We start from the raw sequence: 13,498 nt of genomic DNA, 5'->3' as shown, positions 1-13,498 counted from the left end.
TTGGTTGGAATACGGGCCACGAGCATGGAAATAGCTCACAGCAGCTCTCGCGACCGATCGGTCGCGCTGGCTCATGGGACGCCCCCGTGCCTGGCAGCGGACTTGTGGCGGCTACTCGATCCGATCCGTGATCAGCCGGCGGTCGGCGTTGCGCTTGAGCTCTTGCAGGACGTCTTCCGGGTCTCGCAAGCGTGTTCTTGCACCCGCACGCCGTGCCCGAGCCTGGGCCTGGCGGCGGTATCGAAGAGGCGGCAATCCGCGGGTCGCCCCGAACGAGCGAGACAGCGCCGTGCGATCCATGAATCCTGCCGCCCGAGCGACATAATCCAGCGGTGCGTTGGTATCGCGCAGCAGATGTTCCGCGACACAGGCTCGGATCTCGGTCAGCAGATTACGAAACGATGTCCCGCTATCGCCCAGAGCATCGCGTATACGACGCTCTGGAACACCGAGAAGAACGGCGAGATCCGACAACGTCGCGCTCACGCCCTCATGCGTCAGGCTGCGAGCGTAGAGCGCCGAGCGAATATGATCGACGATATCCTGTCGCTCGATTGGCGCGATCTTGCTGGCCACCATGCGCCGATGCAGATCGGCGATATCCGGATCGGCCAGGGGCAGCGGCGCATCCAACATGCCCGGCGGTATCTCGATTCGATTGATCGGCGCTGCGAAGACCACGGGGCAGCCGAACAACGTCTCGTAGACCGCCGGCGACAGGCGTGCCTCAAACGCCAGATGCACCCGGGACGGCGGTGCGGCAAGTGGCACGATTCGAAGCGCGCGCAGCACCGCATAGACCACGCAGATATCGGTGTGGCGACGCTGTGGCCCCTCGTATGCTGCCGCCTGTATCTCTAGATGCTCGCCGCTGGAACCATCCACAAGACGCAACGCCATGGCATCGCTGAGTACACGACGATACCGATGCGCGAACATGAGCCCTTCGCGTAGCGTACTGCTACTGAGCAGAACATATTCAAGACGATGACCGTCAAAGCCCGGCAGGTGTCGACACAGGCTCAAGCCGATCTCGACGTCCCCGGTGAGCTTTTCCAGGGCGGCCCAGAAATAAGCCTGCAGCTCGTGTGGATGACGTCCTTCAGGGTTGTCCAGAAACGCGGGCGGACAGTTCAGCTCTGCGGCCAACGCGTCACGAGACACCCCGGCTGCTCGGGCTGCTTGAAAGATCATTCTCAGCAACGCTTCGGAATCGCGCATGCATTCCCTCGTGCTATTCGAAGCCGCGGCTCGCGCGAGACACGCGCCAGCCCGCCATGAGTTCCGCAGCGAACTCGTGGCACCTTGAAACTACCGTTCGGTTTTATACAACCAAGGTCGGTGAGTGCAACAACGTGTCGCCGACGATCCGGCAGCGATCGAGTCAATCGTGAGGTCACGCCGGCCTCGCAAGCCCTGTCGCGCTGCGCTTTCACACGATATCGCGATCATGCGACCCGCGTTGGTGATCGCGACGATGGTCTAAGACGCCGGCTGGCGCGGCCATCGACAGGACACGCCAACCGGCGCGTGACACGGCAGTGCGGAATCGACCCACCCGGCCTGTCGCGATGCAAGACCGGTACGAGCGTATCGCCATCGCCCTGTCATATCCGGGTGATTCAATCGTGATGCTTTTATGAATCTTTCAGGCATACGTCGCACGCGGCACTAAAAGCCCGGGTTTTTTGTATGCGTTATTTGGGGGAACCACTCATGCAGATGAGAACCGGGCATTTCTTTGCCCTGGCCGGCATCGGCCTGGCCATCACACAGACCGGCTGGGCCCAGACCGCGGCTGAAGTATCCCGGGTCGACTCGGCTGATCAACAAACCGCCGAGCCCGCCTTTGACAGCCTGGGCCATGACGCACGGCCCTACATCGCCCCCATGCTCAGCGCGGCCTGGCTAGGCGACAGCAACGGGGCGAGCCTTGACGATACGCTGGGCGGGGCCATCAGCATCGGCAAGCCGTTCACGTCTTATTTCACGGGGGAAGTGTTCGTCGATTTTGCCGGCGATGCCTCGATCGATGGCTCGGTCTTCGAAAGTGTCAATATCTTTCAGTACGGGCTGTCGGCGCTGGTCTTTCCGTTACCGCATCGTCTACCCGTTTATGGCCTGGCCAGTTATGGGCTCAGCCAGTTTGATTTCGATCGCGTGGGCGGGTTGGGTGACGAGCCCAGTGAAACCGGCTCGTTCTGGGACGTGGGTGCTGGGGCACGTATCGCACTGACCGATATCGGCATTCCCGATCCCTGGGGTGTATCGCTACGCGCGGAATATCGTTATCGCCAGGCCGATGTGAACGTCGAAATGGGCTCGGATAGCCGTGCCGATGATTTTGATATCGACGGTCATTTACTGCAGATCGGCTTCCAGATCCCGATCCTGCCGCCAGATCGCTGATCAGCGATGAGCCATAAAAAAGGTTCATCGCAGATGAGTGGGACGCCCGCGGGTCAGGCGACTCGTCCGCAAAGAACGCAAATGAGCGCAAATAACGTGCGATGTGGCATCGAAGCGACTCGCTCAGTTCGACCGCGTGCGCGCTGAAATTGAGTTATCCCGAAAGACGTCTTCCATGGGCCTTCATCACGGACTTGATTCGCTTGAATAGACCGTGACCAGTATGGCCTGTGGTCTTTATTTGCGTTTCATTCGCGTTTGTTTGCGGACTCTCATTCTCGAATCCCGGTGATCTGCGAAGAATCATAAAAAAGCGCCGATCGGGTTTGCCGATCGGCGCTTTTTTGGTTCTGGCTTAAGCGTGGGGTGGTTTATTCGCCGGCCACGCTGACGATCCAGCCCCGGAACCATTCCTCGCCGTCGGCAGTCTCCGGGTCGACCGCGCCCATGTAGGCATCAGCCTGGATACCGTCATTCGTGCCGTCGGTAACCGGCTCGACGGTGGTGGTCACGATGAAGCTCGTGGCGTCCACGCTGATGTCCGGGTCTTCCATGCCGCGGAAGTCGCCCATGGTGTCGCCCGAGCCGCTGTCCTGCTGGAACATGCCGTTGTACCAGGTCGGGTACAGGTTCGGATCGACGTCAGCCTGGCCCGGCACGCCGCCATCGGCGTCGTTCGTGCAGAAGAACGCCAGGCCCGCGGCCTGCAGATCCGGATCGACCTCATCGGTATTGATGAAGCAGCCCTGCGAATACGCGCCGTTATCACGATTGGTCACCGAGGCCAGATCGGTGACGACCGTGTTTTCCAGATCGCCGCCGAAGCCTTCGCGGGCCAGCATGCCGGCCGAGCCGTCCTGCTGATCGCCGGCGCCGAGCAACAAGGCGTTGGCGATATTCGGCGTGGTCTTGGGCTCGAAGTCGAAGCCGTTGCCGTTACCATCGGCCTCGATGGTGCGGTTCCCACGTTGGGTGCCCTGGATACCGATCACGTTCTTGACCGTGCCCTGGAAGCCCAGATCCATGTCGAGCGTGTCGTCTTCGGCGCCGTTGAGCAGCACATATTGCATAGTCACCGTGCCGCCAAAGAACTCGATACCGTCATCGCCCGAGCCAAAAACCTGGACATGATCGATCTCGGTGCCGGCACCCACGCCTTCCATCGTGATGCCCTGGACTTCCGAATCCGGACGGATGGTCACGCCGGTTTCGCCGATGACCAGATAATGGATTTCGCCGCTGCTATCTTCAGTGTCGCCACCGCCGAAATAATTCGATTGCTGTGACGGGGCGGCTTCACTGATGGCCTCGTTGGGCACGGCACCACCGTCCTCACCTTCGGCGTTGGTCGGCGCATAGCCGTCCAATACCAGGCCGCCCCACTGGCCGATCTCGGTGAAGTTGGCCGGCTCCACGATCTGACCGTTTTCCAGGCGTGCCGCACTCATGATCACCGGCCGTTGCTGTGTGCCGTTGATATTGATCGTCGAGCCACGAGTGATCCGCAGATAGGCCCCGCCTTCGCTGTTGGCAATCCCGGGGTCAGCGAACAGCTGTGTGCCACCTTCTATATTCAGCGTGATGTTGTCCACAGAATCGGCCGTGGCGTTCTGCCGGAATCCGTTACCGATACGAAGCGGGTCGGTCAGATAATAGACGAATCCGTTCGTGAGGTTGATGGTCTCGACCTGATCGCCAGGCTCACCCACGGCGCTCTGGCTCAGCTCACAGACTGGAAAGGCCGGCGTTCCCTCGAAGATCGTGGCTGTGGCGTTCGTGTTGGACGTGCCTTCGGGGCAGTTACCCGGGTCGCCCGGGGTGATCGCATCACCCACGCCGACGCCGTCGCCGTCGAAATCGCTGTCGATTTCAGCGCGCAGCGGGTGGATATCCTGGTTGTACAAGAAACCGGCCTGAAGATAGCCGCCGCCCTGGCCATAGTTCTGCACGGCCACACCGCTGGTCATCATCCCGGTTTCGGGATCCATCCCGTCGTCCATGGAATCATTGCCCGGGTTGGCGCCGCCGCCGTCCGTGCCACCGCCACCGGAACCACCGCTGCCGGAGCCGCCCTGGCCGCCTTGACCACCGACGCCGGAAAAGCTGGTATCGCCTTCGATGATGTCCGACCCGTCGCCGCCGCAGCCCGAGGCGACGAGGGCCACCGAGGCGGCCGTCAGGAACATGGCCACTCGTTGCTTGTTCATAGAAATGCTCTCTCTGATGATTTTTCCATTGCACCGCTTGTAAAAATCGACATCGGCGGCGCGCGATGCATGACGTCTAGAAAAGATTCAGGCGTAGCGACGCACTGAACGAGCGGCCGAACTCGACCCGTCGTTGCAGGCGCTCGCCCTGGCGATATTCACGTTCGGCGTTGAGCAGGTTCGCGCCCTTGAACTTGATCTGAGCCCCGGACAGCGTCGGAATCGGCCCGATGAACGGCAGCCGCGTGGGCAGATCCAGGCTGTAGGTGAACCCGAGGAACGAGATCGGCTGCTGGTAGATGTCCGGCAGGTTGTTGGTGCCCGCCTGATCCAGACGCGAGCCGACCCGGTTATAGAGCAGCGTGAAGTCCTGCGTATCGCCGTCGTAGCCCAGCTGCAGGTTCAGCGTCGTATCGGCCTGGCCAGTCAAGGGCCGGCGCTGGTTCGTGGCTGCACCGCTGGCCTCGGGATCAAGCTCAACGCTGGAGTTGGACAACGCGAAGTTGGCCTGGAAATAAGTGTTGGCCACCCAGTCGAACGGCACCCAGCCGGCACGCACGACCCGGTCGAAGCTCACGCGCCCACCGGTTTCAAGCCCCAGGATCTCGCCGTTCTGGCCGTTGGTGAAACTGGTCAGACTGGTGCCGCTGGCCAGCGGCAGAAACTGTTGCTCGATGGAGTTTTCGAGCTGCTTGTAGAACACGCCGAGATTGAGGTTTTCCGTCGATGAGGGATAAAACTCGAGTCGCAGGTCGTAGCTGTCGATTTCGGTGGGCGCCAGTTGGGCGTTGCCGATGAACTGCTCGCCGGTATCGGGATTGAAGAACGTGGTTTCGGCAAGCTCGACCAGACGCGGGTATGACACGCTCTGGCCGTAGCTGGCCCGCAGCTGCAACTCATCGGTGATCGAGCCGGTGACGTTGACCGACGGTAGCCAGAACTCACGATCAAAGCCGCCGACCGTTCCGCCGCCGGTGATCACCTCGTAATTGGCGTTGGTGTTTCGCACGCCGAAATCGGTTTCGATCCACTCGTCGAACCCCATATGGCCGCCGATGTAGTAGCCGCGGGTGTCGGTATCCGCGGTATAACTGTCCGAGGCGAGTGTCACTTCGTTGAAGGCCACGCCCGAGCCGTCGTTTCGGATCTTGTTGTCGTTGATGATCTGCTCGATCACATGGCGGTCCAGGCGTACATCGTTCTGAGGGATGAACTGGAAGCGTCGAGTATTGGAGTCCCGGCTGCCGACGTTGATATCGCCGCCGCCGCGCAGATCCCATTTGAAATCGCCGATATCTGGCAGGGGAATCGTCACGTCGCCGTTGCCGCTATCGAGCTGGCCGTTGACCTCGTTGAAGTCGCGCTCCAAGCCCGTATCGGCATAGAAACTCGGGAGCCGGTCCGAGCCGAACGGCCGCTGATAGCGATAGCTCGAGCGATCGGGCCGGTCACGCTCGGTTTCTGAGTGCTGACCGCGCCAGTCAACCTGAAACCATTTGAAGTCGTGCTCACCCAGCAGCTGGGTCAGAAACAGATCACGCCGTTGGAATTCGAGCAGAAAACGGCGCTCGTCGCGGCCATCGCTGGTCAGGTCATAGCCTTCGCTGATCTGGGTGCGATCCTGTGAGTCGCGCACGAACAGGGTGTTGCTCTTGACCGCGTGGTTATCCCACTCGCCGCTCAGCGCGAGAAACCCGCTGAGCTGTATCTGACGATCCGTCCGGTTTTCCAGAAACGAGATCCGCGGGTCGACCTGCGAAGCGGTATAGGAATTATCCTGCTCGATCTGGCGGCGATACTCATGGGAATAGGTGCCGGTGACGATCGCGCCGAACGTGCCGTAGTCGGTATCAAACGATCGGCCGGCGGCGGCCTCCGCGCCGATATCGGCCGGCAATTGTTTCTCCTCGACGATATAGAAATCATCGAAGCTGCGGCCGACCGCCTGGCGCTCGGCCTGGGTGAATCCGGCAAGCGTGTCCCCATCCGGCACGCCGCCCGGCAATTCACGCTCGCCGCCGTCCTGGCCGAGAGGATCTTCGTTGCTGCCTTTGTAGGTCAACCCCAGTTCGCCGGTCGCCAACGTGTTGGCCCCGGTGCTGATCTTGAACGTGGCAAACGGCTCGTCCGGGGTGCTGATGGTATTGAGTGCCACCAGGCCGCCACCAAAGTTACCCGGTTTGTCGGCCGAATAGCTTTTCTGAACCTGGATATTGGCCAGGATGGTGTCGGTGAACAGGTTCAGCGGCACGGCCTCGATGATCGGATCGGGGCTGGGCAACGGCAGGCCGTTGAAGGTGGTCAGCGTGTAGCGATACGGCTGGCCGCGGATGACCGCGTATTTGTTGTTCTCGATCAGCAGGCCGCTGACCCGTTGAAGTGCTTCGGCCGCGTTGGCATCGCCGGTGCGGGCGATCTGCTCGGCGCCGATGACGCTGGTGATCTGGTCGGATTCGCGCTGGAGCTCGATCTCCGAGGCGATACTGCCTTCCAGATACTCTGCGGTGACCGTGTAATCGGCCAGTTTGATGCCCGAATCGGAAAGAGAGACATTGGCCGTGGCCTGGCCGTTGGCCGCCACGCGAAGCCCTGCCGCCGAGCCACTGGTGTAATTCGGATGTGTGACGCGCAGGTTGTAAGTGCCCGGCGGTACGTCGATGGCAAAACGCCCGTCGGCGCCGGTTTCGGCTGAGACACCCCGTGCCGGGACGCGCACGGTTGCCCCGGATAGTGGGCCGCCGCCGGGCCCGGTCACCACGCCATTGATCGTGCCGGCGTCTTCACCGGCATCGGTGGCGCCGGCCAGTACCGGGCCGCTACCGCCCCCCTGGATATTGAGCTCCGGGGCCTGGCCGTCACGCAGGGTGGCGATGATGCGCACCTGTTCGTCTGCCCGGGTGATTACATCCAGATCAAGCGCGTTGGTACTGCCCTGCCTGAGCACGAGGTTGTGCTGACCGGCGGCCAGCTTGGCCACTGCCCCACCGTCGGCGCCGGTCTTGCCAATCGATTGCCCGTCAGCGAGCAGCCGCGCGCCTGAGACGGGCGCATCGCCGTCGAACACGAACAGCACGATCTGACCTTCGCCCTGTGATGCCGTTGCACCTGCCGCGCCGGTCGTTGCCGTATCGGCCGAGGGCTGGGCCATGACCGGGCAACTGGCAGCCACGACCACAGCGGCTGTTGGCAGGCATTTCCACATTGGACTCTCGCATCAAACGCCGCGCAGACCGCTGGCCGGCCGCACTAAAGCTAAAAAACACGCGAGGGGATGCGGGCTTTATTTAAAAGCCGATTAGATCTGATCACTTCCCCCGTAGCCGCTCCCCGGCGGCATGTCGAACACGTTACGAGAGTTATGTGACAGTTTTAATAAATAAGCGCTTTAATAAACGATTATTTTCATTTCTATATACAATAAAGATAAAAGAATCACGCAGCATTACGCCCGCACACGACGACGACGATCGGTTCGGCGAGATATCAATACGTAAAAGGGCGAGATCAATGGTCACTTGGATGGATACAAATGACACAAGAGCGAAAACGCTGGAAGCGCGTCTTTAAAACAACAAACTATTCGGCCAGTGCGACACCGGTTCCGCTTTTACTGTGTTGTTATGCCGGATGATTTCTACTCATCTCAGGAATCCAGCGCTTTTTTCTTCTCGACATACTGTGACCACTGCTGGGCCTGGCCGGCCATGTCCTGATACTGGCCCGCCTGTCGCAGGGCCGCCAGGCTCTGGTCGTAGTCGTTCAAACGCGTATAAGCCATGCCCTTGAGCAGATAGGCCTTGCCCGGCGAATCCAGATCACCGGCCGCAATCGCCTTGTTGACGTAAGCCAGTACCTGCCGCCAGCTGTTCTGATTCATGTACAGCTCGGCCTGGCGCATGCGGATTTCGCCCTCGCTGCCAAACTCGGCGACATGATCCAAGGCTGCGATGGCCTGTGGCACCTCGTTGGCCTGGCGCCAGGCCTGGGCGAGCAGGCGCCAGTTCTGTTCGCTCGATTCAATGCGATTTTTTTCCATGGCATCGGCCAGTACACGCGCTGCCTGATCCGGCACGCCGGTGGTCATTCCCAGACGCGCCAGATTCAATACATCAGATGCCTTATCGAGCCTGTTCTTGTAATAAGCAAGCTTCAGGACCGAATGGGCTTTTTCGTTCTTGCCCGCCTGGAGATAGATATTGGCCAACTGTGACCAGTATTGTGTCTTGCTCGGCCAGAGCTCGATCATCGTCTTGAGCGTCTCGGTTGCCGCCTCATATCGCTTGCTCTGATACTGCATGGCCACGAGCAGCTGATAGTGGCTCTCGTTGGCCTGGCTGCTCATGGCCAACGCTTTCTCGATGGCCGCGATGCCCTTGTCGTAATCCTTGAGCTGGGCATAGACATTGGCCAGCGAGATATAGTCGGCCGCACTGGAATCCTGCTGCTTGGCAGCGATCCAGTCTTCCAGCGTGTTGCGGGCCTTGTCGTATCGCCCTTCCTCGGCATAAAGACGCCCCAGCACATGCTGGACGTCGCGCGTGGGCGCGGCGGGCAATGCTTGGCGGGCCAGCGAGCGTTCGAAATCCTGAATGGCCAGCGGCTTCAGGTCATTGTTCAGATGGGCATAGCCCAGCGCCTGAAGCACGACGGCCGCCGAATAATCATCGCCATAGACCTGTTTCAACAGCGCATTGAGCTTGTCGACGGCGGTTTCGTAATCGCCGCCGTTCATCAGGTCGCGGGCGGCCGAGAGTTTTTCGTAATTGGTCTGGGACAGCGACTTTTCGGCCGCCGCGACCGGCGATGTGCCTGCAGCGGTCGATAGAGCCAGTGCCAAGACAAGGCCGGCGGCCGCGGTGGCACCGCGCCGGACCCGCGGTGACCGCGAAGATTCAAACGGACGCATCATGGGCTCACCATCCTCGAAAACCACTTAGTTATTGAGCTGAAAATTGAGCGTCTGGGTGGCCCGCTTAGCCACGGCCTGGCCGTTCTCGGTGGCCGGCTCGAACTGCCAGCGCGCCATCGCCTGCTTGGCCGCGGCATCGAACATGCGCGGCGGATTGGCATCCACGATCTCGATGTTGCTGACCGTGCCGTCCGGGTTGACGGTGAAACTTAGTGTCACCTTGCCCTCGATTTCGGCCTGTTTGGCCGTCGAGGGATAGGTCGGCTCGACCTGTCGCACCACTCGAAGCGATTGATTGCCCTCACCCATGCCCTGGCCTGACGAGCCCGGCCCGGGGGCAGCGCTGCCCATGAACGGCTGGCCCTTGAGATTGGAGGCCGTGTCGATATTCGGAACGTCCATGTTCGGCGCGGCCGGCTGTGGCTCGGTCATGGTGCTGGTCGTCGGTTGTGATGGCGGCGGTGGCTCATCCGGCGGCTCGGGCTTGTCGGGTGGCTCACGCTCCTTGGTCTTGGGCTGTTCCGGCTCGTCGGGCACGCGCACGAAATTGATCGAGTTCGCGCGGTCGTCTTCGGTGATGCCGGCATTGCTGTTGTAGATCAGCGCCATCATCAGCACGAACAGCGCGCCGGCCACGACGAGCGCCACCAGCACGCCGCCGGCGAAGCGTGGCGCCGACCCGCGGCCGGCACCGCCCCAGGCCGCGGCCATCTGTTCCAAGCTGGTTTGCTTAGTTGTTTCCACGGTCAGCCGCAATAGAGACGTTGTCTGCACCGGCGAGCCGGGCCTGATCGAGTGCCTTGACCAGAACCCCGGTCCGCGCCCCTTCGTCAGCCACGACCACCACGCTGGAATCCGGGTTCTCGGCAAGCAGACGCTCGACGTTGGCCCGGATGGCGTTGGGCTGGACCTGTTGCTTGTCGATCCAGACCTCGTCGTTTTCGCGGATACCGATCAGAATATTGGCCTGTTTCTTCGGCTCGGCCGTTTCCGCCGACGGCCGGGTGACGTCCACGCCGGTCTCCTTGACGAACGACGTGGTCACGATGAAAAAGATCAACAGGATGAAGACCACATCCAGCATCGGCGTCATGTCGATGGTGTTGTCATCCTGTGCTTCGGATGTGTAACGACTTCTCATGGGAATCAGTCCTCTAACCGTGAGATACGGTCGGTGATCGAGCGCACTTCGGTCTTGGCGAGCCGATTGAGACGGGTCGCGAAATACAGCCCCGACAACGCGGCGACCATTCCGGCCATCGTTGGCACGGTCGCCGCCGAGACGCCGCTGGCCATGGCGCGCGGGTTGCCGGTTCCGGTCACGGCCAGCACGTCGAAGACCTGGATCATGCCGGTGATGGTGCCCAGCAAGCCGGTCATGGGCAGGATGGCGATCACGGCGTTGAGCAGGGGCAGAAAGCGTCGCAGGCCGATATCCAGATCGGCGATCCAGGCCTCGCGGATACTCTGGGCATACCAGCTCTGCTTGTCTGCCCGGGCATGCCACGCCGAAAGAGCGGCCTTGAACTCGGCCGGGTGGCGCCGGAAGAAATACCAGTAGCGCTCACAGATCAGGCTCCACAGCAGGATCGTCAATGCCAGGATCGCCCAAAGCACCGGCCCGCCGGCCGCCATGAAATCCTGCATCTGGTAATACAGATCGATGAGCCGATCACGCACGTGCGGTCTCCGCATGGGCTGCGACCAGGCCCGTGCTCTGCTGCTCGAGCATCTGGATCAGGCGACGGCTGCGGCCGGCCAGCATGCTGTGAATGAGCACGAGTGGCACCGCCACGACCAGCCCCAGCACCGTGGTGACCAGCGCCTGCGAGATACCGTCGGCCATGAGCTTGGGATCGCCCGTGCCGAACAAGGTGATGGCCTGGAACGTGGCGATCATGCCGACCACCGTGCCCAGCAGCCCCAGCAAGGGAGCAACAGCCGAGAGCACCCGAATCGTGGATAGCCCCCGCTCCAGGCCCGGCACGTCGGCCAGGATGGCCTGGTCGAGCTTGAGCTGCAGGCTTTCGACGTCGGTCGTGCGGTTATCGTGATATGCCGCGAGTACCCGGCCCAACGGGTTGCGTTTGCTGGGCGAGTCGAGATCCTTGCGCTGACGGCGCATGCTGGCTTCGGTGCGTACGAGTTTGAACAGACGCTCGAGCGCGATGATCAACCCGATGATGCCCACGGCGATCACGATATAACCGACCAGCCCGCCCTGCTGGATACGTTCAACCAGACTGGGCTTTTGAATGAGCAACCCCAGGATCGCGCCTTGCGAGGGGTCCACCACGCCGGATACGGTCCCGTCGCTGCCGGTCTGCGCACCGGCAAGATTATCGGCATAACCCGGCCATGGGCTATTGGGCTGGCGTGCCAGCACCGAAAGCTCATCGGTATCGCCGTTATAGCGCAGATACTGCCCGCCGGTGGTCGCATTGAACGTGCCGACCCGCACGATCCTGCCCTGCTCGGTCTCGCCGTCGGGCGTGACGTAAGCATGCGAGAAACGACTGACCTCGCCCGAGGCCACCATTTCATCGAGCATCACAGTCCAGAGCTGCTCGACGTCTTCGATCGGCGGCAGCGACTGGCTATCGGCCATATCATCGAGGAAGTTGCCGCGGCCGGGCGCCTCCAGCGACGTGAGCGAGCTGTTCAGTGTGGATCGCAGATCGCCGGCGACCTGGCGCACCACGCCAAACACTTCGCCGAAATCCCCGGCCCGCTGGTCGAGCTCGGACTGCAACTCGCCGATCTGTTTCTCGTTGGCGCCGTAGGCATCCTGCAGGCGCGATTGGCGTGTCTCGGCCGCCGCCAGATCAGCCTGGGCCTTCGACAGCATGGCCTCGCGCTGGTCGACCTTGTTAATGAAGGCCTGGACACGCTGCTGGTTGCGCTCAGCTTCCTGTTCCTTCTGCGAACGCACCGTATCGAGCAGATCCGCCAGAGAGCCGTCGGCCGATGAGGCTTGGCTCTGTGCCTGCGCCGATACCCCGACCGAGACCAGCACGAGGCTCGCAATCGACAGACGGGCCAGCCGCTGAAACATTGATTTATGCATCGCCCTGGCCCTTTTCCTGCGCTGTGTTCTGGGTTTGACTATCGACTGAAGTGTCGTCACCTGGGGCGGCATCCTCTGGCGAGGACGCAGCGGCCTTATAGGCGGCCGGCTCGCGGGTCTGCTGCGGCGCGCTCAGCGGCACATGCAACAGATCCGGCGGCGCCTGCTCGCTGGCGACGTTGATGCCGTGCTCCACCGCGCGCCGATAATCCGGCGCCGGTTTCCAGGTGCCGGCATCGGCGTCCCAGTAGCCGGTCTCGCGCCCGTCAAGCGTTTGATACAACAACGCCACGCGCCCGACCCGCAGGAACTGCACCGTGCGCGGCTCGCCGTCCAGGGCCAGCTCGCCTTCATAGGTGCCGATATTGCGGCCGTAGTCGATCTCGGTCTGGTAGGCCGTCATGATCTGACGAAACTGCTCGGCCGTGGTCACGTCGGCACGGCCCATGAGATCGCGCAGCCCGGCCACGCGCTGGGTACGCTCGGTATCGAGAAACGGTATGTCGCGTTTGACGAACATATCGAGCGTATCGATCGCCCGTACCATGAACGGCACGAACGATCGCTTGGTCTGGTCGATGCTGGACAGCTGGCGATTGATCGAGTCGAGTTCTTCGGTCTGTGAATCGACCTGTTTGGCCAGCTGTTCGTTGTAGACCGCCAGGCTGGCCGCCTGATCCTTGGCACGACGGTACTCGTCGAGCATGGTGCGTGCCTTGTCTGACAACGTATCGATCCGGCCCTGAGTCTGGCGACCCGCCTGATCGATCGTCTCCTGGACCGCCTGCGACCGGTCGACGGTTTCCTGGGCCAGCAGTGGCTGGGAACTCATCACGCAGGTCATGACCCACGACGCACAGATGACTCGCGTGCGACACGAAAGAACTCTCACTCGGACCCCCCGAT

Annotated in this window: 10 protein-coding genes; 1 reads left to right on the top strand and 9 read right to left on the bottom strand. The window is 61.6% G+C overall.

Annotation, left to right across the window (positions count from 1 at the left end; genetic code table 11):
• Positions 1 to 111: 111 nt before the first annotated feature.
• On the bottom strand, positions 112 to 1,221 hold the full coding sequence (locus SAJA_RS08460; RefSeq protein ID WP_123658227.1) for an AraC family transcriptional regulator: 1,110 nt from the start codon (positions 1,219 to 1,221) through the stop codon (positions 112 to 114).
• A 495-nt stretch (positions 1,222 to 1,716) separates the two neighbouring features.
• Between SAJA_RS08460 and SAJA_RS08455 the strand changes: the two genes are divergently transcribed.
• The gene (locus SAJA_RS08455; RefSeq protein ID WP_184999815.1) at positions 1,717 to 2,409 is read left to right on the top strand and encodes a porin family protein; all 693 of its coding nucleotides are present in this window, start codon (positions 1,717 to 1,719) and stop codon (positions 2,407 to 2,409) included.
• Positions 2,410 to 2,780: 371 nt separating this feature from the next.
• Here SAJA_RS08455 and SAJA_RS08450 read toward each other — a convergent pair whose 3' ends face one another.
• The 8 genes from SAJA_RS08450 to SAJA_RS08415 all read right to left on the bottom strand — a co-directional run bounded on the left by SAJA_RS08450 (position 2,781) and on the right by SAJA_RS08415 (position 13,424).
• Positions 2,781 to 4,616: a hypothetical protein gene (locus tag SAJA_RS08450; RefSeq protein ID WP_123658225.1), complete on the bottom strand. Its 1,836-nt coding sequence runs from the start codon at positions 4,614 to 4,616 to the stop codon at positions 2,781 to 2,783.
• A gap of 76 nt (positions 4,617 to 4,692) precedes the next feature.
• Positions 4,693 to 7,764, bottom strand: coding sequence for a TonB-dependent receptor (locus SAJA_RS08445; RefSeq protein WP_221180176.1), 3,072 nt, complete (start codon positions 7,762 to 7,764; stop codon positions 4,693 to 4,695).
• 495 nt (positions 7,765 to 8,259) lie between these two features.
• Positions 8,260 to 9,525: a tetratricopeptide repeat protein gene (locus SAJA_RS08440; RefSeq protein WP_123658223.1), complete on the bottom strand. Its 1,266-nt coding sequence runs from the start codon at positions 9,523 to 9,525 to the stop codon at positions 8,260 to 8,262.
• Positions 9,526 to 9,549: 24 nt separating this feature from the next.
• Positions 9,550 to 10,269, bottom strand: a complete 720-nt coding sequence (locus tag SAJA_RS15125) for an energy transducer TonB (RefSeq protein ID WP_221180175.1) — start codon at positions 10,267 to 10,269, stop codon at positions 9,550 to 9,552.
• Positions 10,256 to 10,666: an ExbD/TolR family protein gene (locus SAJA_RS08430; RefSeq protein WP_123658221.1), complete on the bottom strand. Its 411-nt coding sequence runs from the start codon at positions 10,664 to 10,666 to the stop codon at positions 10,256 to 10,258. The genes SAJA_RS15125 and SAJA_RS08430 overlap by 14 nt, the downstream gene beginning before the upstream one ends.
• Positions 10,667 to 10,671: 5 nt before the next feature.
• The gene (locus SAJA_RS08425) at positions 10,672 to 11,205 is read right to left on the bottom strand and encodes a MotA/TolQ/ExbB proton channel family protein (RefSeq protein WP_221180174.1); all 534 of its coding nucleotides are present in this window, start codon (positions 11,203 to 11,205) and stop codon (positions 10,672 to 10,674) included.
• Positions 11,198 to 12,592: a MotA/TolQ/ExbB proton channel family protein gene (locus SAJA_RS08420; protein WP_184999812.1), complete on the bottom strand. Its 1,395-nt coding sequence runs from the start codon at positions 12,590 to 12,592 to the stop codon at positions 11,198 to 11,200. Before SAJA_RS08420 ends, SAJA_RS08425 begins: the two co-directional genes overlap by 8 nt.
• Complete coding sequence (locus SAJA_RS08415; protein ID WP_184999811.1) at positions 12,585 to 13,424, bottom strand: DUF3450 domain-containing protein; 840 nt, start codon at positions 13,422 to 13,424, stop codon at positions 12,585 to 12,587. Before SAJA_RS08415 ends, SAJA_RS08420 begins: the two co-directional genes overlap by 8 nt.
• Positions 13,425 to 13,498: the final 74 nt, after the last annotated feature.

The organism is Salinisphaera japonica YTM-1 (genome assembly GCF_003788585.1).
Taxonomy (GTDB): Bacteria; Pseudomonadota; Gammaproteobacteria; order Nevskiales; family Salinisphaeraceae; genus Salinisphaera; species Salinisphaera japonica.
Note: the sequence above shows the minus strand (reverse complement) of the source record. Positions and strands in the feature narration are given on the sequence as shown.